17 protein-coding genes, 1 pseudogene and 1 CRISPR repeat array are annotated in these 20,198 nt (G+C 29.9%); of the genes and pseudogenes, 5 read left to right on the top strand and 13 right to left on the bottom strand.

Features of this window, described 5'->3' with window-relative positions; translation table 11 throughout:
- Window positions 1-91: 91 nt before the first annotated feature.
- Both TOPB45_RS05810 and TOPB45_RS05805 read left to right on the top strand, forming a co-directional pair.
- Window positions 92-1,879 carry a sensor domain-containing diguanylate cyclase gene (locus tag TOPB45_RS05810; protein ID WP_013909911.1) on the top strand — a complete coding sequence of 596 codons (1,788 nt, stop codon included), beginning with the start codon at window positions 92-94 and terminating at the stop codon, window positions 1,877-1,879.
- Between the two features lie 70 nt (window positions 1,880-1,949).
- Window positions 1,950-3,743 carry a KUP/HAK/KT family potassium transporter gene (locus tag TOPB45_RS05805; RefSeq protein WP_013909910.1) on the top strand — a complete coding sequence of 598 codons (1,794 nt, stop codon included), beginning with the start codon at window positions 1,950-1,952 and terminating at the stop codon, window positions 3,741-3,743.
- Between the two features lie 14 nt (window positions 3,744-3,757).
- Here the strand turns inward: TOPB45_RS05805 and TOPB45_RS05800 are convergent, their stop codons facing one another.
- Both TOPB45_RS05800 and TOPB45_RS05795 read right to left on the bottom strand, forming a co-directional pair.
- Entirely contained in the window at window positions 3,758-4,477 is a 720-nt protein-coding gene (locus TOPB45_RS05800; protein WP_013909909.1) for a pseudouridine synthase, read from the bottom strand.
- A gap of 254 nt (window positions 4,478-4,731) precedes the next feature.
- A complete protein-coding gene (locus TOPB45_RS05795; protein ID WP_013909908.1) occupies window positions 4,732-5,124 on the bottom strand; it encodes a YidH family protein in 393 nt (130 codons plus the stop codon).
- A 533-nt stretch (window positions 5,125-5,657) separates the two neighbouring features.
- Here TOPB45_RS05795 and TOPB45_RS05790 point away from each other — a divergent pair.
- The 3 genes and pseudogenes from TOPB45_RS05790 (at window position 5,658) to TOPB45_RS09260 (ending at window position 6,499) form a co-directional block, all read left to right on the top strand.
- On the top strand, window positions 5,658-6,020 hold the full coding sequence (locus TOPB45_RS05790) for a gamma-glutamylcyclotransferase family protein (protein WP_013909907.1): 363 nt from the start codon (window positions 5,658-5,660) through the stop codon (window positions 6,018-6,020).
- 28 nt (window positions 6,021-6,048) lie between these two features.
- Window positions 6,049-6,348: pseudogene (locus TOPB45_RS05785) on the top strand (gamma-glutamylcyclotransferase family protein); the annotation flags it as partial.
- Window positions 6,290-6,499 carry a gamma-glutamylcyclotransferase gene (locus TOPB45_RS09260; protein ID WP_408033201.1) on the top strand — a complete coding sequence of 70 codons (210 nt, stop codon included), beginning with the start codon at window positions 6,290-6,292 and terminating at the stop codon, window positions 6,497-6,499. The pseudogene TOPB45_RS05785 and the gene TOPB45_RS09260, both read left to right, overlap by 59 nt.
- A gap of 91 nt (window positions 6,500-6,590) precedes the next feature.
- Window positions 6,591-9,697: direct repeats of the CRISPR family, unit length 35 nt; unit sequence TTCGCAATCCCTTTTAATCCAGGGCAGGTTTCAAC.
- 285 nt (window positions 9,698-9,982) lie between these two features.
- On the opposite strand, the gene cas2 (TOPB45_RS05780) is transcribed toward TOPB45_RS09260, so the two are convergent.
- Genes cas2 (TOPB45_RS05780) through cas10 form a run of 11 tightly spaced genes read right to left on the bottom strand, consistent with a single transcriptional unit; the run spans window position 9,983 to window position 20,191 of the window.
- The gene (gene cas2, locus TOPB45_RS05780; protein ID WP_013909905.1) at window positions 9,983-10,228 is read right to left on the bottom strand and encodes a CRISPR-associated endonuclease Cas2; all 246 of its coding nucleotides are present in this window, start codon (window positions 10,226-10,228) and stop codon (window positions 9,983-9,985) included.
- Window positions 10,229-10,242: 14 nt separating this feature from the next.
- Window positions 10,243-11,118, bottom strand: coding sequence for a CRISPR-associated endonuclease Cas1 (gene cas1 / locus TOPB45_RS05775; RefSeq protein WP_013909904.1), 876 nt, complete (start codon window positions 11,116-11,118; stop codon window positions 10,243-10,245).
- A 16-nt stretch (window positions 11,119-11,134) separates the two neighbouring features.
- Entirely contained in the window at window positions 11,135-11,395 is a 261-nt protein-coding gene (gene cas2 / locus TOPB45_RS05770) for a CRISPR-associated endonuclease Cas2 (protein WP_013909903.1), read from the bottom strand.
- Entirely contained in the window at window positions 11,380-12,057 is a 678-nt protein-coding gene (locus TOPB45_RS05765) for a hypothetical protein (protein WP_013909902.1), read from the bottom strand. Before TOPB45_RS05765 ends, cas2 (TOPB45_RS05770) begins: the two co-directional genes overlap by 16 nt.
- A 5-nt stretch (window positions 12,058-12,062) precedes the next feature.
- Window positions 12,063-13,433 carry a CRISPR-associated CARF protein Csx1 gene (csx1, locus tag TOPB45_RS05760; protein WP_041430352.1) on the bottom strand — a complete coding sequence of 457 codons (1,371 nt, stop codon included), beginning with the start codon at window positions 13,431-13,433 and terminating at the stop codon, window positions 12,063-12,065.
- Window positions 13,402-14,253, bottom strand: a complete 852-nt coding sequence (gene cas6 / locus TOPB45_RS05755; protein ID WP_013909900.1) for a CRISPR system precrRNA processing endoribonuclease RAMP protein Cas6 — start codon at window positions 14,251-14,253, stop codon at window positions 13,402-13,404. Before cas6 ends, csx1 begins: the two co-directional genes overlap by 32 nt.
- Window position 14,254: 1 nt before the next feature.
- On the bottom strand, window positions 14,255-15,445 hold the full coding sequence (csm5, locus tag TOPB45_RS05750; protein ID WP_013909899.1) for a type III-A CRISPR-associated RAMP protein Csm5: 1,191 nt from the start codon (window positions 15,443-15,445) through the stop codon (window positions 14,255-14,257).
- 11 nt (window positions 15,446-15,456) lie between these two features.
- Window positions 15,457-16,422 (bottom strand): type III-A CRISPR-associated RAMP protein Csm4, encoded by a 966-nt coding sequence (gene csm4, locus TOPB45_RS05745; RefSeq protein ID WP_013909898.1) that lies wholly within the window; start codon window positions 16,420-16,422, stop codon window positions 15,457-15,459.
- Between the two features lie 17 nt (window positions 16,423-16,439).
- Window positions 16,440-17,300, bottom strand: a complete 861-nt coding sequence (gene csm3 / locus TOPB45_RS05740) for a type III-A CRISPR-associated RAMP protein Csm3 (protein ID WP_013909897.1) — start codon at window positions 17,298-17,300, stop codon at window positions 16,440-16,442.
- Between the two features lie 40 nt (window positions 17,301-17,340).
- Window positions 17,341-17,760 carry a type III-A CRISPR-associated protein Csm2 gene (gene csm2 / locus TOPB45_RS05735; RefSeq protein WP_013909896.1) on the bottom strand — a complete coding sequence of 140 codons (420 nt, stop codon included), beginning with the start codon at window positions 17,758-17,760 and terminating at the stop codon, window positions 17,341-17,343.
- A gap of 19 nt (window positions 17,761-17,779) precedes the next feature.
- Window positions 17,780-20,191 (bottom strand): type III-A CRISPR-associated protein Cas10/Csm1, encoded by a 2,412-nt coding sequence (gene cas10, locus TOPB45_RS05730; RefSeq protein WP_013909895.1) that lies wholly within the window; start codon window positions 20,189-20,191, stop codon window positions 17,780-17,782.
- Window positions 20,192-20,198: the final 7 nt, after the last annotated feature.

Genomic DNA, 20,198 nt, shown 5'->3' with positions numbered 1-20,198 from the left:
ATTTAAATTTTTAAAAAAAATTACTTAAATCCCACCCTTTGTCAAGATTTTAAAATTTGCTATTTTTTGCTTTTAATCTAAAATTAGTATTATGAGTTTAAAAAAGTTTTTCCTTTTGCTTTCTACTTTTATCTTTTCTTTTTTATTAATTTCTTATCTCTTTATTTTTAAATTTTTAGAATCAAATTTTTTGTCCTTAGAAAAAGAAAATTCTAAAAATAGAGTAAATAAAATAGAAAACTATTTTCAAAAAGAGATGACTAAATTACACAATTTAACTAAAGACTGGGCAGCTTGGGATGATGCCTATCTATTTATGGAAAATAAAAATTTTAAAAAATTTATAAAAGCTAATCTTACTCCATCAACTTATTTAAATCTTAAAATAGATTTACTTCTCTATACATATTTAAACGGAAAAATAAAAGCTGGGGGACTTTTTAATAAAAAGAGCGGTAAAATTTATCTTAACAGAGAGCTTTTAAATCTTATTAAAGAAAACTTAAAAAATCTTTCTAATAAAAATTTATATGATTATAAAAAACTGGTTTTATTTATGGATAAACCTTTCATTATCTCGATTTATCCTGTTCTAAAATCAAATTACACTGGTCCTCCAAAGGGATACCTTTTTATGGGTAGATTTTTAACCTCTGAAGATATAAATACTTTAGCAAATTTTTTTGATGTAAAAGATCTTCAGATTTTTAAATCTGATAAACCCTCACCAGAAATAAACTTTATAAAAGCAGATTTTAATGAAATAATTTTAGAAAAGAACCATTTTTTAAATGATAAAAATTTAAAGGTTAAGGTAAGCTTTTTTGTAGAAAAACCCTATATTAAATCTATCATCCCTTTTATAGGTATCACTCAGATCTCCTTATTTTTAATATTTGCTATAATTATGTCTTTTTTGATAGATAAATATATTTTAAAACCTTTATTAAAGCTTTTAAGTGAAATTAAAGAGGTTGAAAATAAAGAAAAAACAAGGCTTTCCTTAGATTATCCCACTAAAGAGTATAAAAACTTAGCTTCGGTAATAAATGAATTTTTAGAAAATATTTCTGTAAGAGAAAATATTTATAAGGCTGTTGCAGAAAAAACAGAAAATTTAATTTTACTTTTTAATGGAGAAAAAAACATAATTTTTAAAAATGCTAACGTAGACCTTTACTTTGATTCAGAAGAACTTAAATATCTTATAGAAAAAATTTCAGAAGAATTAAAAAATATAGAGCTTTTTGAGGGAAAACTGGAGATTAAAAATTTTAATATAAAAAATTACTGGTTCAATTTTCAAATAATTGAAGTTTTTAAAAACCTATATTTATTAATTGGACAAAATATAACTGAAGCAAAACTAAAAGAAGAAAAGCTTTTTAAAATGGCTACCCAAGACTTTTTGACAGGTCTTTATAATCGCAGATATTTAGAGGATGCTTTAGAAAGAATTATGGCTGCTTCAAAAAGAGGGGAGAAATTTGTTTTATTATTTATAGACTGTGATGACCTTAAAAAAATAAATGACACCTATGGTCATTTAATAGGGGATAAAGTTCTAAAAGTTGTTGCCCAAGCCATAAAGGATAGTATAAGAAAAGAAGACTTGGGATGTCGTTGGGGAGGAGATGAATTTGTAGTAATTTTAAATCATTGTGACAAAAATTTAGGAATAAAGATCGCCGAAAGAATAATTAATAAATTGGAAAATTCAGAAATTAAATTAAATTCCGTTAAAATTAAACCAAGTGTAAGTATCGGAATTGTAGAAATCGACGGAACAAAAGAAATTAAGGAAGTTCTTGACTTAGCAGATAAATTTGCTTACAGAGCTAAACTAAACGGAAAACCTAAAATAATATATGAGATATAAATATTTCCTTTAGTTGACAAAGGGGAAGTTTTTGGCATAATCTCTACAAAGATTTTTTGAAAAATTTTTTATGTTAAGAATAATCAAAGCTATTGGGCTTGTCTTTGGAGATATTGGGACAAGCCCTATTTATACTCTTACAGTTGTCTTTCTTCTTTTACCTCCAACAAAAGAAAATGTTTTCGGGGTATTATCCATTATTTTCTGGACTCTTATTATTATTCCTACTTTGCAATATACTGTTCTTGCTATGAGTCTTAGTTTAAGGGGTGAGGGTGGAACCCTTATTCTCTTTGAAATTTTAAGAGGACTTCTTACCTCAAAAAGGGCTATCTCTGTAGTAACCCTTCTTTCTTTTCTTGGTACCTCCTTACTTATGGGTGATGGAGTTATTACCCCTGCAATAAGTATTCTAAGTGCTGTTGAGGGTATTTCCTATATTCCTGGATTTAGACCTCTTACTGAAATGGAAATAGTATTTATAAGCATACTTATTACTTTAGGGCTTTTTATCTTTCAATCTCGTGGCACAGAAACAGTTTCTGGTACTTTCGGACCTATTATGAGCCTTTGGTTTAGTAGTCTTTTTCTTTTAGGTTTTATTAATATTATTAAAATGCCTGAGATATTAAAAGCTATAAGTCCACATTATATTTTTCAATTTTTTAAAATTAATGGCTGGAAAGCCTATCTTGTCCTTGGAGAAACTATTCTCTGCGTTACAGGAGCTGAAGCAATGTATGCTGATATGGGACATTTAGGGGCAAAACCTATTAAACAAGCTTGGAAACTTGTTTTTCTTGCTTTAGTTACTAACTATTTCGGACAGGGAGCCTATCTTTTATTAAATCCAGAAACAAAATCAGTTCTTTTTGAGATGTGTCTTGGCACACTTTCTTTTTTTTATATCCCCTTCTTAATAATTGCTTTACTTGCAACCATTATTGCTTCACAAGCTATGATAAGTGGAATGTTTAGCATAATTTATCAAGCAATTACTGCAAGAATTCTTCCTATTTTTAAAGTTAAATATACTTCGGTAGAACTTCCTTCACAAATTTATATTCCTACTGTTAATTGGTTACTCCTTTTAGCTGTTTCTTTTATCATGTATGAATTTAAAAGCTCATCTTCTCTTGCAGGGGCTTATGGACTTGCTGTAGCTGGAAATATGACTATTACTGGGATATTCCTTATTATTATTTTTTACTTAAAAAGGCATTTTTCTTTTATGAGTATTGCCATCTTTACCGCTATTATTACTTTTATCTATTTTACCTCTACCCTTTTTAAATTTCCCCATGGTGGGTATTGGGCAGTAGCTCTTGCAAGTTTCCCCTTCTCTATAATTCTTCTTTACACTAATGGACAAAAAAGACTTTATCGTTTTACCAATTTTCTAAGTAAAGAAGAATTTATAAATAAGTTTGAACGTTTTTATGCTACAAATCCTAAAATTCCAGGAACAGCTCTTTTTTTAATAAGAGATCCTTCTGTTTTTCCTCCTTATGTAATAGAAACTCTTTTTTTCCATGGAATTATCTATGAAGAAAATATTTTTCTTTCACTTATCCGCAAAAATGAGCCCTATGGAATTACTACAAGTTTCCTTCAACCACTTTGTAATGGTGCTAAGGTCTTTGAAATAGCTTATGGTTATATGGAAATTCTAAGAGTTGAAGAAATTCTTAGAGAAAATGGAATAGAGGAAAGAGTTATTTTTTACGGTTTAGAAGAGATTCAAACTTCAAGTCCTCTTTGGAAAATTTATGCTTTTATAAAACAAATAAGCCCTCACTTTGTTAAGTTCCTTGACCTTCCTCCAACCAAACTTCACGGTGTATTAACTAGATTATCTATGTAAAACTAAATATATTCTTAGTCTTTTAACCCTACTGCTTCTTTAAGAAGACGAATCTCTTCAGAAGAAAGCGGAATTATTTGTGAAGGTTTTAAATCTCCTAATTTAATTGGTCCTATGGCAATCCTCTTTAATTCTAACACCTTATATCCCAATTTACCAAACATTCTCTTTATTAAGTGATATCTTCCTTCTTTAACCTTTACTTGCAAAAATTTTCGAGTTAAATCTAAAATAGAAATTTTGCAGGGTAAAGTTCTTCCATCAGAAAGTTCAATTCCTTCTTCTAATTTTTCTAAATCTTTTTCTGTAATTTCCTTATCTATTTGCACATAATATGTTTTAGTAAGTTTCCACTTAGGATGCATAATACGATGAGCAAGCAATCCATCATCTGTAAAAATCAATAATCCTTCTGCATCTTTGTCAAGTCTTCCAACAGGAAAAATCTTTTTTAAACCTGGGAGATCTGAAGGAAGAAGATCCATTACTGTAGGGGCTTTATCTGCTTTTGAAGTAATATAACCTTTAGGTTTGTAAAATTTATAGTAGTGTTTTTTTGGCAAAGCAGTTACCAAAATTCCTTCAACTTCAATTAAATCTAAATCAGGATTTACTTTAATACCACAATTAGTTACCTTTTTTCCATTTATCTTTACTTTGCCACTTTTTATTAAATGAACTATTTTCCTTCTTGATGCTATACCAAGATCTGACAAAAATTTATCTAATCGCATCTTTATAAAAACTAATAACTTATCTCAACATAATGATCTGCTACAGGGGTATTCATTTTTTACAGCTTCTAAAAGAGTCAATCCTGCATTAGTAAGGCTGTTTTGCCAAAAGTTCACGTAAAAGATAAACTAATTCTCTTCTTGCACTTCACTGAAAACGCTTCAATTTTAAACAAATTTAAAAAAATTTAAAGGTATTTTAAAAAACTCTTACATATCTTTGGATTTGGGGAGTGCAGAAAATTTGCAAAATTTTAAATGCTATAGAGTATATAGATTATTAAAAAAATGGCAATTACAAGAAGTGAGATTACTAAAAGTATATCAAGCAATATAGATGGTTTGTATGTATCCTCATCAATTTGTTTTTCAATGCTTTTATATCTTATAAACGCAAGAAAACCCATTACTGCTCCAAGAGCAATAAGAAAAGCTCCAAAAAATGAAGAGTATCCATGATGAGGGGTTAGAGGAATTTCTTTACCAAGAAAAACTGAAAGTTGTCTTACAAAAAGAGCAAACCTTTCAACAACAAATCCAAATGCCATTATTCCTATACTTGTTCTTATCCATGAAAGAAATGTTCTTTCATTTGCAAGATGAACTCTTCTATTACGAACTTTTGGATGAATTTTTTCCTCTTCCATCTTTTGTACCCCCCTATTTTAGTTCTTCATTTTTCTTTTTCATAGTCTAAAATATCTAGCAGAGATTAATCCTTTAGCTATGATTCAACCACTGTAAACGATGAAAAAACATTATTTACACAATTTAAATCTTTTCAAATAAATTAAGTTTTTTCAATTTCAAAGTTTTGAGAAATTTTAATTAAATTTTCAAACCTTTCAAGTTTTTTCATAATTAGTAAGTAACTATCTTTAGAAGCGCCTCGAGGGTCAGGAGTGGGGGTTAATAAAGGTAACCGAAGATGAAGTAAGTGCGTTTAGTGGAAAAGTTAAGAAGAATAATATAGAGCGGATAACGAAGAATCTGCTAAAGAGGGGATATTAAATTTAAAGGAAAGATGGGATAAAGTATCCCCTAAGGCAGTTTATTTATACACTAATCAGCTTGAAAGATTAGCAAAGGAGATAAAGAGGAGAATATAGAGGTATTTTCCAGATAAAACATTAGTGAAAAGAACGTGCCTTAACCAATTCTACTAAGGATACTTTAAGTTATGCCTAAACTTTTTGTTTATGGAACCTTAAGAAAAGGAGAATGTAGACATAGTACTTTAGCTGATTGTAAATTTCTGGGCTATGCTAAAGCCAAAGGCTTTCTTCTCTACAATGTTAGCTCATTTCCAGGTATGGTACAGGGTGAGGGCGAAGTTATAGGTGAAGTCTACGAGATACCAGAAAGCCTGCTTGAAAGGCTTGACTTGATTGAAGGAGTACCTGAATTATTCAAAAGAGAGCTCATAGAGGTTGTGCTTGAAGATGGAACCATTATTTCCGTTTATGCCTATCTTTATAATAAAGGGGTAGATAACAAACTTCTTATTCCTTCAGGAAATTGGAAAGATGTAAATAAAATTTAATAAAATTAATTAAATTAAAGGAGGCATTATGGTTTACTATTTTGCATATGGTTCAAACATGAGTTTAGAGCAGATGAAGGAGCGTTGTGGCAACCTCTGGAAAAAGATTGGTATTGGGTATGTTGAAGGCTATGAACTTGTATTTGATGGATATTCAAGTACGAGGGGTGGTCCCACTGCTAATATGGTTGAAAATCCAAACGAAAGGGTTTGGGGAGTAGTATTTAAGTTTAACTCCTTTGATGATCTTATTAATTGTTTAGATAAGTATGAAGGCTATCCTTTTAGTTACACAAGAAAGGAATTTGGAGTTTTTCTACCAGAGATGGGTAAAAAAAATAAAAGCTATAGCTTATGTGAGACCAGAACCAAAGGAAAGAGGGAAACCACCGAGATCCTATATAGAAACCATTCTCAAAGGAGCCATTGAAAACAGTCTCCCCAATGAATGGATTGAATATTTAAAGAAATTTCTATAACCAATTTTTAAAAATTTTTAAATCAGAAACCAAAGAAGGTTGTTTGGTCTTACTTTGCAAGTAGACGGCCGCAATCTTTTTTGATCCCCAAGTCGCAATCCCTTTTGATCCAGGGCAGGTTTCAACGATTTAAACTATCAACTTGAAGAAGCAAAGAAATTTATACGTCGCAATCCCTTTTGATCCAGGGCAGGTTTCAACTGAAATCAGTAGGTCAAGGAATAATCACCGCAAAAACATATGTCGCAATCCCTTTTAATCCAGGGCAGGTTTCAACCTAAAGTATGGGATACCAAAATTGAAAAAGTAGAAAATATTGTCGCAATCCCTTTTAATCCAGGGCAGGTTTCAACCTATAGAAGGTTATGGAGTGATGAAGGCTGTATCTTTAATGTCGCAATCCCTTTTAATCCAGGGCAGGTTTCAACTAATTTTTAATAAGATTGTTTGATTATTCTTTTCTCTGGGTGTCGCAATCCCTTTTAATCCAGGGCAGGTTTCAACGTGTTCTTTCAGTAGTTTTTAGAGTTGCCCAATTTTTTAGGGTCGCAATCCCTTTTAATCCAGGGCAGGTTTCAACATTAATATTTGGAACGAAATCGGAGGAAAAGTAAATAAAAGTGTCGCAATCCCTTTTAATCCAGGGCAGGTTTCAACGTGTTCTTTCAGTAGTTTTTAGAGTTGCCCAATTTTTTAGGGTCGCAATCCCTTTTAATCCAGGGCAGGTTTCAACTAATCAATATCAAATTATTAGGGCTGGGCTGGACAGAAGTCGCAATCCCTTTTAATCCAGGGCAGGTTTCAACCTTCTCAGATTAGACTTTCTGATGTCATAAAGTCTGCGTCGCAATCCCTTTTAATCCAGGGCAGGTTTCAACCACTAAAAAGGGGGAAAACTATGATTGAAAAAGTAGCAACTTTTCGCAATCCCTTTTAATCCAGGGCAGGTTTCAACAAATAAGGAGGTGAGACTTATGAGAAAGGAAATGGCAAATTCGCAATCCCTTTTAATCCAGGGCAGGTTTCAACCATTAACATTCCTATAAATTTTGCAGATGTTAATTCGCAATCCCTTTTAATCCAGGGCAGGTTTCAACATTAATATTTGGAACGAAATCGGAGGAAAAGTAAATAAAAGTGTCGCAATCCCTTTTAATCCAGGGCAGGTTTCAACGTGTTCTTTCAGTAGTTTTTAGAGTTGCCCAATTTTTTAGGGTCGCAATCCCTTTTAATCCAGGGCAGGTTTCAACTAATCAATATCAAATTATTAGGGCTGGGCTGGACAGAAGTCGCAATCCCTTTTAATCCAGGGCAGGTTTCAACCTTCTCAGATTAGACTTTCTGATGTCATAAAGTCTGCGTCGCAATCCCTTTTAATCCAGGGCAGGTTTCAACCACTAAAAAGGGGGAAAACTATGATTGAAAAAGTAGCAACTTTTCGCAATCCCTTTTAATCCAGGGCAGGTTTCAACAAATAAGGAGGTGAGACTTATGAGAAAGGAAATGGCAAATTCGCAATCCCTTTTAATCCAGGGCAGGTTTCAACCATTAACATTCCTATAAATTTTGCAGATGTTAATTCGCAATCCCTTTTAATCCAGGGCAGGTTTCAACATTAATATTTGGAACGAAATCGGAGGAAAAGTAAATAAAAGTGTCGCAATCCCTTTTAATCCAGGGCAGGTTTCAACATAAAAATAAAAAATCAAAAGGAGGAGGACAAAAATGAAAAAGTCGCAATCCCTTTTAATCCAGGGCAGGTTTCAACCCATTTGAAAGAGAAAAGGGAAGGGGAGGTAGATTTAGATCTTCGCAATCCCTTTTAATCCAGGGCAGGTTTCAACTTCTATTATACAGCCGATACGAAAGTTTACGGAGGTGTCAATTCGCAATCCCTTTTAATCCAGGGCAGGTTTCAACCTTTTGGTTGAACTATCAACATTTAATTAAATCATTTTTCGCAATCCCTTTTAATCCAGGGCAGGTTTCAACTAAAAATTGTCCTTATTATAAGGAAAGTGGCTTTTGTATATTCGCAATCCCTTTTAATCCAGGGCAGGTTTCAACAAAAAATTCATTATCATAGGAGAAGACAGGGATCTTATTTCGCAATCCCTTTTAATCCAGGGCAGGTTTCAACAAAATATAAAGGAGGGTTATTATGCCAGAAAAAAAAGATTCGCAATCCCTTTTAATCCAGGGCAGGTTTCAACACATATGAAGAGCTTTGTGCTGAGGGTAAAGAGGTTTGTATTTCGCAATCCCTTTTAATCCAGGGCAGGTTTCAACCCGAAATTACCATCAAAATTGAATAAATCCTCCACTCCTCTCTTTTCGCAATCCCTTTTAATCCAGGGCAGGTTTCAACCTTTTGGTTGAACTATCAACATTTAATTAAATCATTTTTCGCAATCCCTTTTAATCCAGGGCAGGTTTCAACTAAAAAAGAGGTGTAAGCCATGATAAAAAAAATTACCACATTCGCAATCCCTTTTAATCCAGGGCAGGTTTCAACACATATGAAGAGCTTTGTGCTGAGGGTAAAGAGGTTTGTATTTCGCAATCCCTTTTAATCCAGGGCAGGTTTCAACATTAATATTTGGAACGAAATCGGAGGAAAAGTAAATAAAAGTGTCGCAATCCCTTTTAATCCAGGGCAGGTTTCAACATTTAGAGTAGTTGAGTTTGAGAGGATAGAGCAATTTTTCGCAATCCCTTTTAATCCAGGGCAGGTTTCAACTTAAAAAGGAGGTAAGGTTATGTTAGAAAAATGTCCTGTTTCGCAATCCCTTTTAATCCAGGGCAGGTTTCAACTCGTATTTGAATTCCCAGTATGGCACAAACCAAAACCGGAAGATTCGCAATCCCTTTTAATCCAGGGCAGGTTTCAACAATAAAAAAAGGGAGGGTTAAAATGATTTACAAAGAGGTTTCGCAATCCCTTTTAATCCAGGGCAGGTTTCAACTTGTGAAAAAGAGTGTGCGAGTAAGATAAAGAAGTTCAACGAAATTCGCAATCCCTTTTAATCCAGGGCAGGTTTCAACAATTTGAAAGAGACAATTGAAAGAATACTTTATGATCAATTTTCGCAATCCCTTTTAATCCAGGGCAGGTTTCAACTCTTGAATGGACCTGTCCACATGAAAAATTTTATTTTTGTAATTCGCAATCCCTTTTAATCCAGGGCAGGTTTCAACCCTAACACTATGTAAATCTTATAAAATCTTATTTGTGAATATTAAAACAAATTAAATTTTTTAAAATTTACCCTTGGAGAACACATTTATTTTGAGCTACAAGATCAGGGATAACTGAATCTCAATATTTCTTTTTTAAAATTTGCTTCTTTAAAGCTTTAATGATTTTTACTTATGGAAAGGAGAAAAAGTTTAAAATTAATGCTCCAATAAAAAACCTGCCCTTCTAAATTATTCAATTTTCAAAGAACAATTTGCTATTAAAATTTATTATAGTAAAAATTTTTAAAAAATAAATTTAATCTTTTCCCAATTTTGACCAATTTTTCTTATTTCTCCTTTTGGATTAATCTTAAAAATAGCTACTCTATATTTCTCACCCTCTTCCTCAAGCAAAACTTTTATTAAGTTTTCATAACTTTCTAAACTCTCAAATACACTCCATTGAGCATGCACTCCAAGCTTTTTCAAATTTTTCCTAACCTTTTCTCTTATTTTTTCTGTCTCATAATCGTAGACTATAACTCGCATTTTACAAATCTCTTCTAAAAATCAAAATTTTCCAAATCAGTTAAAAACTTTTTCATAGAAGTTATTAGTTCTTCTTTGAGCTGATTGAACTCTTCTAAAATCTTATAAATGGCTTGTTTTTTTAAATAAAAATAATTATTTTCTTTAACAAAATCTTCCTTGATTATCTTATTCTTAGTAATAAGCTCTGCAGAAAATAAAGTTAATTTAGGACGAATTATTTCCATTAAATCTGAAGCAAAAGCAGCATGTTTACCTCTTTTAAAATGAAGAAAAGATATAAAAGGGTCAAATCCTTTTAAAACAATAATTCCAGTTGCTAAATTATAACCAAGAGTATAAATAAAACTTAAAAGGGCGTTTACTTCATCTTTTGGAGGACGATAATTCCTATCCCAAAATTTAAATTCTGTATCTTTTATCATACTCTCAAATTTTTGAAACATAACCTTAGTTGCTATTCCTTCAATACCAAGTAAGGAAGTATAATCAGTTACTTCATCAATTTTAGGTTTAAGTTCCCAAAGTTCTACATTAAAAGTGCGTTCTATTTCGTTATATTTTCTTTTTATTAAATATTTAGCAATTTCAAATCTTTTGAAAAAATAGAGACCGAATTGTTTTATTCTTTTATTAGTAGTTTCACTATTAGCCGGGGGTAAAATCTGTCCCTTTATTTTTCCATAGATAGTAAAAAGGATAATAGGAATTTGTTTTTTCATGCAAAGAGAGATAGCTTCTGAAGTAAGATAAGATTTTCCAAAAATGAGTATTCCGTCTATGTTAGAAAGAGGTATACTACATTTAGTTTTAGGAGTTTCAATATATAGTCTTCCTCCTTTACGACTTACTTCTACATAATTACTGTAGATAATAATAGTTTGTTTCATAATTTATTACTCCTTTTTAAATTATAAAAATTTTCCAAGGTTCAAGAGGATAGCCTTTAAATACCTCTGGAGGATGTACTGGATAAAAGAAAACCCGATCGGTATTCTTATCAATAAGTTTAGAAATTTCTTTAAATAAGAAATCTATTATATTTCCCTTTGTTTCAGGTAAATAAAATGCACTATATTGGATGCGATAACCAAATTTTTGTAAAAGTCTTGATACTTTAAGTCTCTTTTTGTGGTCTGAAATATCGTATACTATAAGGTAATCCATATAAGCTCCTTTTTAACTCCTACATGAATTAATTTAAAATAAGGAATTTTAAGTAAAGCTTTTGCATGTTTCCAAAGTAAAAAAGAAAGAAAACTTTTTGCTATACAAAATTCATCTTTAAGTGCTTCCCCCAATAAAAGATCCGCAGTTGATTCAAAGACAGTAAATATAAAAGCTGGAGCAAAGAAAAAATCGTCAAGAAAATCTTGCCCATAAACTTCTTCTACTACCTTAGGCAAGAATTTAGGTAATCCAACATTAGTAAAAAAGAGGGCAGTCAAAATTGCACAAGCAATGCTATAATATCTGTAATAGGCTTTAATTATTGTAGAAACTTCTTTTACTAATAATCTATATGGAATTGGCTCATTAAAAGACTTTCCATAAAGTTTATGATCTCTGTACTTCAAAGCTAAATAAGCAGTATTTTGGAATTCTTCTAACCACTTTCTACGTTCTCTCAAAAATTTTACAAATAAATTTTTAACTGGTATTATCGGTTCTTTAAAATTTAAATAAATTCTCGAATAGTCTTTAGAAGGAAAAAGTCTGATTAAAGGAAGACCAATATTTTCAAAACCGCTTTTAAAGCTTATGATAGAGGCTATATCTTCAGAAAAAGTTACCTTTTGTCCATAGTATATTAAAATTCTACCATACATTTTAATTAATATTCCATTAAGATCTTTGCTATCTCTTCTAACCTATCTTCTCTATATTTTACTAAAATTTCTTCTCCATCTTTTCTGACATAAATGCTATTTCTTTCAAATCCACAATGGGCAAAAAAATTTCTTGGGTTAAAATCTTCACTTTCCCCACCTATATATTCTCTCAAAAGTTTATATTCTTTTTCAAATTTATCTTTATTTCTATCAAAATTATTTTTTATTTCTTGAGAAAGATAATTTCTATTTTGAACCAATCCAAAATATTTATAAAGACTTTTGTTTTCTTCTACAAATTTTTCTCTAAGTTCGGATATTGAAACTTCTTCTTTTTTTGCAATTTTATAAGTTTTGAGAACTTCTGTTATTCCTTTGTAAATTGCTAACATAAGGAAAGCTTTGCGAAAAAGATCAAAGTTAAGTTTAGGAGTGTTTTGATAATTTTGAGTAAGACTGTCTTTTACTAATTTTATTAAAATCTGTAGTCCTTCATTTATACGTTCCTCCGAATGGTAAGCCTGAGTATAAAGCACCAGAGGAATATTATTTTTAATAGCGGAATAAAAAAATTTCCCGTAGGAAAAAAGATCATTTAAATCTCTTTTAATTTCTCTGTTTTCTTTTGCCAATTCTCCTGCAAATTTCATATAACCTTGCCTAAGAGAATATTCATAAGGTTTTTCAGGATAACTAAAAAATACTTTTACTTCTAAAAGGAATCCTTTATGAATTTTGAAGGTTCTCTCATAGGGTGGTAGAATCGGATCAGAAAAAGTTATAAAAACGTTAAGTTCTTTTCCTTTAGTTAAAAAATTTTGTAGTTTATAAAAAGTTAAAAATAATCTTCCTGCTTCAAGAAGAGCTGAAGTGTATATATTATGACCACTTGAGATATCAAGATAAAGTTCAGAAAAAGGCTCATCTTGATACCGCTTAACCATATCAATAAAGATTTCAAGAATTAGCTCTTCTAAAGTTGCGGAAAAATTTATACCTTCATACTGCCCTATGCTGTGAATTACTATAAATTCATCTGCTTCTTTTGAATGGGGATGCTTAGCAAAATATGGATATGGATTTGAGAGATAGTTAAAACGTTCGGCTTTATTGTATAAAATACTTTCTATTACCTTTTTAAAATCTATTGGAATATTTTGAGTTTGAGGATTATTTTTGTTCGAAAGTGATTTGTTTAAAAATAAGCTAACGGGATAGATAAGAATAACCTTAGATGCTTCTCCATTTTCAAGAAAGCTTTGGCGAAGAGCAAAAGAACTAAGTTGAGCTGTATATTCTTTTCCATTAACTTCAAATTTTATTGGATTAAATGCGCCTGAATCAAGCCGACCAATTTGGTAAATTAGCATCATCGATGCCCTCCTCAGCAGTAATTTCATCTATATTAAGTGCTTGAAATTCAACCATACCAAGCCCCATAGTGGTTTTTCTACCAACGCCGGCATATCTTGAAAAATGTCCAAGAATATTAAGCCACCTCAATTCTTCATCTATCAGACCTTTCCCATAAAAAACAACTTTCCCTTTAAAACCTGTCACAGCACTTCCAAGAGAGAGTTTGATTTTATAAGTCCTTATCTTACTATAAACTATGCATAACTTCTCCTCTAAAACTTTTCTTAAATCAACTTCTATTCTAAAAGGGGAAAAGTAATTCCATTTATTAATCAAGCTTTTAAAAAAAATCTTAGGGTCAGGCAAGGGATAATCAATTTGTCCTTTTTTAAAGGAAATAGGTGTAATAGCATAGAAATACATGTAGGTTTTTGGTTGGATGTTTAAAAAATTTTCAAATGTACTGTATTCATCATTTTTTATTAAACTTCCTGGATTTTGTAATAGAGAAACCTTGTAAGGTCCTAAAAATAGATTTTTTCTATTCTCAGTAAGCTTAAATAAAAATGGAGAAAAGAGTTCATCTTTTAAAAAACTAACCGTTATGGTTAAAATTGAATTGGAAAAATCATGAAAAGTCTCTTTATCTTGAAGAAACTTAAATATCTTAGGTGCCCATAGGCAAAAGGGCTTGTATCTTGAAGGTCTATGAAGAGTTTCAGCTATATTTGAAGGAAGAAGACTAAAGAAAAACCCATGCAAAACATCAGGCGTAATTAACGAGGGATTTTCTACTTTACTCTGAAGATTTAAATCTATAGAGAACCTAACAGGCATTTTATTCTATGTATAAAAAACACCAACCTAAAAACTTCCCCTCACTTTCAACTACTCTTCTGGTTTTATTAAGCTCACACCTTACTTGAGGGGCAGAAACTTTAAAAATATCATCAAATAAATCAGGTCTTTCTTCTTTTACTAATTGCATTATAGTAATGCTTAAATATCCTTGATGCTGACCAATTCTTAAAGGAATTATAATTTTTGAAGAATTTTTAGCCTCTCTAATATATACTTCTAATTTTTCTAATTGTTTTAACAAAGAATTTTTAAGTTCTTGATCTTTTACTTTATTTTTTACATAATTTTTCTCTTTCTCAATTAAACTTGAATAAAAATCTATAGCACTTTCTTTTAAAAATTGCCAAGTTACTTTTTCTATATTTTGATTTTTAAATTTTTCATTAAAAATGGTTAATTTCTTTAATCCCTCAAGAGCAATTTTTTCATCAATAAACCCATCTAATTTAATTCTCAAACCCCCTTTTAATATTTCTGAATAGCTTCTTAAGTCTCTACTTGAATTTAACACTCTTATAGCATCTATATAAAGATCGTTATAGGATATAGAGAATGAATCTGAAACAGTAATAGCTTTAAAAAGATCATATTGTGCATCTTCTTGATTTGCACGAAAAATTTCTCTTTCTAAATTTTCAATTAATTTTGATATACTCTCTAAGACCTTTCTTTTTTCTTCTTTTTTCTCTCTTTCATCGTAAACATTTGCTAATTTTTCTATTTCTGGTTTTATTTTTTCAAGTTGATTTAAAAATTGGCTTTTTCTTTTAATATCTTTTTTCAATATTCCATACAGAAATACAGTTCTTAAAGCACCCTTTATTTCACTTCCAGGAATATAAGGTCCTTCAAGATTTTTAATAAAAGTCTTAATATTGTTTTCTGCTGGGATACCAACCTTTGTAGTTATTTCATATTTTGGAGAAATTGAAATCTTGACTTTTTTAAAATAATCTTTCAAATTTTCTTTTAAGCCGTTCTTAGCTGTTTCTTTAAGTTCTATTAATTTAGGAAGTAAATCTTTTGGCTCTTTATACGTTTCATAAAGCTTATCTATGAAATAGTCAAAAGGATAGATTTTGACTTTATTATCTTCTTCTATATATTCAAAAGGAATAAGTTCTTCTCCATCTCCTATATGCAAAGGAGAAAGAGTTATAAGTTCCATCTTATCCTCCATTATTCTTTTATATAAAATGGAAAGGCATAACCATACTGATAAATTTTCACTTCCTTTGAAGGATCAATAAGAGATCTTGAAGAAAGAACATTTATTAAATTACCATAAAAATTTTTTTTATTACCATCTTTTATAGTTAAAATGGAACCAGGTTGGAGATATAATACCTTTCTTTTTAATATCGGAGCAACTAATCTATCATAAAAATTTTCAACCTTTCCACAAAAGATTTCTATTTGATAATAACTATTATCATAATCAAAAGAAGAATCTGGAAGGGTTGAAGAAAGTGTATAAAACTTTTGAGTAAACTGATTTAAATATTTTTCAAATTTTTCTACTCTATCAACCTTTATCAATTTAACTCTTCCATAACCAGTAGATTTATTACCTCCAAAGGATATATATTTAAACACAGCTTTAATTTCATCTAATAAATTTTCATCAAATAAACAAATAAAAAATGAAAACTCTGGGTAAAAGTATGAAAAAACATTATATAACTGACCACCTACTGTTGTCCAAGTTAAACGATTTATTGAATTATGAAGTTTTATTGTCCTATGAATTGATATAGTCTCAAAACCTTTACATTCTTCAATTTTTTGACCTAATTTCCATTTTGTTTTAATTTTCCCCTCTAAAAATTCTATAAAGATATCTTCAGGAATATAATTTAGTTTTTTCTTAATTTCTTTTTGTTTTTTATATTCTTCTATATCTTTTGGTTCAGGAAAAGCCTCCTCTATTTGAGGACAAGGAAAATATCTGATATTTCCCTTTTTAAAAATGCAAGAAGAGATTAAAAAGGGAGGATTTGAATTAAAACATTCAAGAAGGTCTAAAAGCTTTTTTTCGCCAAAAAAATTTCTATATCCCCAACATAAAGCACCAAAAATTGTATAACTTTTTATTTCAGAAGTAAAATATGATAATCCTTTAAAAGTAAATTCATAAAGTTTCAACTTTAATACCTCCAATTTTAAAGTGTATTTAGTTTTTCTGATAAATTTTTTAAAATTTCGTTGAGCTGATTATTTTCAAAAAGTTTTCTTTCTTTTTCTTCTTCACCAAGATAATATTCTTTTGGTCTCCATATAAGGGTAATATCTTTAAATTTTACTTTTCCTGAACCTCTTGATCCATATCCACCAAGATAGTGATCTTCAAGACATTTCATTCCTTGAAAAACAACTTTCAAAAGGTCTTTATCTTCATCTTTATACACATCAAAAACCATAGTTCCTTTAAATTCAGCCCCAGCTGGAACCCTTTCTACCTTTCTTGGATTTGATTTAGAAGTTAAACGATTGATCTGATTTTCAGTTTTAATTTCTGTAAAAATATTTTCACCAAGAGCATCTTTTAAACGTTTTAAGGTCTCATAAGTTGGATAAGCATCAAAAACTCTAAGACGGGGCGGACCAGGAATAAAATCTATTCCTTTTTCTGCTAATTCTTTCACTCTTTCTGCATCTCCAGTTCCAAATATCTTACAAATCTCACATTCTCCACAAGTACAAGCTCCTCCTGCTTTATCAACTTTTTTTTCATCTTTTATATTTTTATCATCCTTTACTTTCTTTATCATTTTCTCTACATTCCCATTTAACCATTCAAGTAAACTTCTCATCTTTCCTTTTAAGCTTGAGCCAGGGATATAAGGAGCTCCTTGAGGCAATGTATTACCATTTCCATCATAATCTGGGATCTCAACTTCAACTTTAATAACTGGATTATCAAGTCCTCCTATTTCGAACTGTTCCTTTGAACCTCCTATTCTAAGACCGGTTAAAGCTTTTAAAGTATATTCTATAATAAATGAACCTTTATAATTAAACATATTTTCACCTCCTCTTTTTAATGTTCTTTCGGAATACATGCTACTCTCTCGGAATATACGCTACTAAAGCTTTTAAAAATTCATATGAAAATTCTAAATTCTCATCAAATTTTTCGTCATTGCCTACTAAAGTGTCTAAAATAGCCCATATTAAATTTTTGAAATTTTCCTTAATTAATCTTCTATTTACTTGATATTGAAGAAGAGGATAAAGTTTGTATAAATGAATTTTGGCTTTCTCTTTATTTTTATTTTTTTTGTATTCATCATATACGTATTTAAATTCAGAAAATACTTTTCTTAACTGAACCCTGGTAAGTTCATTTTCCTTAACTACCTGTTGTGCATAACCATTCGGTTTTAGTAATTCATATAGACTAAAATAACAAAGTCCACTCTTTTTCTTAATTTCGTCTGTTAATTTTTTAGTAATTTGATCTCTATTTTGCCCATTAGACATATTTTATACCCCCTTCACTTTATTCTCTTGTTTTCATTATTACATATTTAGCTTTAAATAAAGCATCTTTCTTTACTTGATAATCATTTTTTGAATCAAGAAAGAAATTTATTACTTGCTCTCTATCATCTTTATCTTTAACATTTCTATATAAATAGTAATAAAATTGAGGATAAAATTTAGGAGAAATATTATTTTTATTATCCCTAAAAGACTTTAATAATTGATAAAATTTATAAAATAAAGACCGCCCTATTTTTTTATTATTTACAAGATTAACTATGCCTTCTGCTTCTTCAATTGCTTTTTCATATTCTTCCCACTTTAAACTTTCACTTAAAACTCTAATTGTTGACTTGATTTCCTTTGCTTTATCTTCTTCACTTCCTGCTAACTCACCAGCAAATCTTACAGGATAAGAATCACGCCCTACAAAAACTCCGCTTGAAAGATCTATATCCTTGTTTTTGCATGTATATTTTTTAAAATCCTCTCTTATTCTTTCTAAGGCTTCAAAAACTATATCCCAAGGACCAATTATGAAAAAGTCATCACCACCTGCATATAAAACATAAATTTTATTTTTAAATTCTTCTAAATTAAAAAGATAATTAAAATAGCCAGAAAAATACAAATCCAAACTTCTACTTAAGGCTGCTATCCTTGAAATGCTATAATCTTCTCCTAACCCTTGCATAAAAATAAGCCCAAGATTATCTACATCACCCCTTGCAAAAGCAAGTTTCTTGTCTCCCTTTGCAAACTCAACTAATTCTTCAAAAGTCATAACTTCGGAATTTGTTTGAGGAACTATTTGGGCTATTAATTTGAATCCATCACATCTATCTTTCTTTAGAAAATTAGTATCATTAAGAAGGTATATCTCATTATTTTCTTTAATCTGAATAGAAACTTTTGATAAATTTTCTAAAAAGTAAACTCCGCCTATTCTATCAATGTGAAATCCTGGTAGATTATTTAATTTTTCTTTAGAAAAAATTAAATATTTTGCTTTGGGAATAATTTCTCCTACTTCTTTAAAAGTTTCACACCACTTACATATATTTTTTTCTTCCTCTCCCTTTTCTTCTGTTATAACTACCTGACAGGATGAGCAAACTGTATAATTTTTTTCTATATCCTTAAATTCTTGATTTATTATATCTAAAAGTTGATCTATAGAATAATTAATTAATACGCCTTTAAATTTCTGTTTTTTGTTTTTCTCAAGAACTCTATAAATGTTTTTCATTATTTTATTTCTATAAATTTCTTTATTCCTTAACTCAGATAAAGTAATCTCGGTATAACCTAAAGCTAATCCCAGAGCTCCATAAAAATTTTTAAATAAAATCTCTTCTACTTCTTTTGAAAATTTATCTAATTCTTTTTCTATCCCTTCCTCATAACCTAAAACAATTTCAAAATGACCACCTCCTGAATAAAGAATGTTAACAAAGGGGTAACCAAATTTGTCAAGGAGTGCTTTGGCTACTAAATCAGGAAGAAGAGCTAAAAAAGAACTTCTTCCTCTTAATCTCTTTGCAACACCTTTAATATTTGTTATTCCATAAAGAAATTTTTGAATTCCACTTATATCCCCTTTCAAAAATATTAATTTTATTTCTGTTTCTGGTTTATCTCCATTTTTAATAATATTTAAGTTATAGTCTGTATAAAGAGAAGTAGAAAAGGCTGAACAAACTCTTAAGTGATCAAAAAGAGAAATATCTGGGTAGTGCCTTTCTTTTCTTTCTGGATCATAAGTTGAAGCAGGAACGCACCAAAAATATTTGTAAATTAAATAATATAAAGCTGTAAGAAATTTTTCTGAAGAATTTAATTTTTTCTCTTTTATATAAGCATTTTTTAAGATATTAAATTCATTTTGAAATCCCTGCCATAAATTTTTATATGCAGTAATTTCATCAAAACTTATAAGATCTTCTTTTTTTATTGGGAAAATTACTTCATTATTTATTTGTAAAGGTTGAAGATTGTAAAAGTACTCTTGTTCTGAAAAATTTTCTTGACTTTTCGATTCAATTTTTGGAACTTTAATATTTTGAAAAATCACTCTTAATAAATTTTCTTTTTCTATTTTTTCTTTTTCACTTCTTTCTGAACTTGAATAATAATCAGCGAGTTGATAAATTTTGGCATAAAGTTTAAACTCTTTTTCAGCACCATCTGGATTATGATGATAGCTTGATGCAAGAATAACTGGATTATCAACAATATTTTTTAAAAATTCATAAGTTGAATAGGCATGAGCATATTTAAATTGTTCTTTATAATGTTTTTCTTTTTCAATTTGTTTAAAATACTGTTCAGTTTCACCCCAAAGTGCTCTTATTATTACTTTACCAATATCATGAAAAAGAGCACCAATAGCAAGTAAATTTCTAACTTCCTTTTTATTTTCTTCCATACATCCC

Origin of the sequence: Thermodesulfobacterium geofontis OPF15 (genome assembly GCF_000215975.1) — a bacterium.
Lineage (GTDB): Bacteria > Desulfobacterota > Thermodesulfobacteria > Thermodesulfobacteriales > Thermodesulfobacteriaceae > Thermodesulfobacterium > Thermodesulfobacterium geofontis.
This window is presented reverse-complemented; position numbering and strand designations above follow the sequence as displayed.

Bases quoted from the DNA above. Each gene is read 5' to 3' on its own strand.
- TOPB45_RS05810 (WP_013909911.1), top strand. From the start codon at position 92: ATGAGTTTAAAAAAGTTTTTCCTTTTGCTTTCTACTTTTATCTTTTCT.
- TOPB45_RS09260 (WP_408033201.1), top strand. From the start codon at position 6,290: ATGAAGGCTATCCTTTTAGTTACACAAGAAAGGAATTTGGAGTTTTTC.
- cas6 (WP_013909900.1), bottom strand. From the start codon at position 14,253: ATGCCTGTTAGGTTCTCTATAGATTTAAATCTTCAGAGTAAAGTAGAA.
- csm5 (WP_013909899.1), bottom strand. From the start codon at position 15,445: ATGGAACTTATAACTCTTTCTCCTTTGCATATAGGAGATGGAGAAGAA.
- cas1 (WP_013909904.1), bottom strand. From the start codon at position 11,118: ATGAAACAAACTATTATTATCTACAGTAATTATGTAGAAGTAAGTCGT.
- TOPB45_RS05795 (WP_013909908.1), bottom strand. From the start codon at position 5,124: ATGGAAGAGGAAAAAATTCATCCAAAAGTTCGTAATAGAAGAGTTCAT.
- csm2 (WP_013909896.1), bottom strand. From the start codon at position 17,760: ATGTCTAATGGGCAAAATAGAGATCAAATTACTAAAAAATTAACAGAC.
- cas2 (WP_013909903.1), bottom strand. From the start codon at position 11,395: ATGGATTACCTTATAGTATACGATATTTCAGACCACAAAAAGAGACTT.
- TOPB45_RS05790 (WP_013909907.1), top strand. From the start codon at position 5,658: ATGCCTAAACTTTTTGTTTATGGAACCTTAAGAAAAGGAGAATGTAGA.
- csx1 (WP_041430352.1), bottom strand. From the start codon at position 13,433: ATGATGCTAATTTACCAAATTGGTCGGCTTGATTCAGGCGCATTTAAT.
- TOPB45_RS05765 (WP_013909902.1), bottom strand. From the start codon at position 12,057: ATGTATGGTAGAATTTTAATATACTATGGACAAAAGGTAACTTTTTCT.
- cas2 (WP_013909905.1), bottom strand. From the start codon at position 10,228: ATGCGAGTTATAGTCTACGATTATGAGACAGAAAAAATAAGAGAAAAG.
- TOPB45_RS05805 (WP_013909910.1), top strand. From the start codon at position 1,950: ATGTTAAGAATAATCAAAGCTATTGGGCTTGTCTTTGGAGATATTGGG.
- TOPB45_RS05800 (WP_013909909.1), bottom strand. From the start codon at position 4,477: ATGCGATTAGATAAATTTTTGTCAGATCTTGGTATAGCATCAAGAAGG.
- csm3 (WP_013909897.1), bottom strand. From the start codon at position 17,300: ATGTTTAATTATAAAGGTTCATTTATTATAGAATATACTTTAAAAGCT.
- cas10 (WP_013909895.1), bottom strand. From the start codon at position 20,191: ATGGAAGAAAATAAAAAGGAAGTTAGAAATTTACTTGCTATTGGTGCT.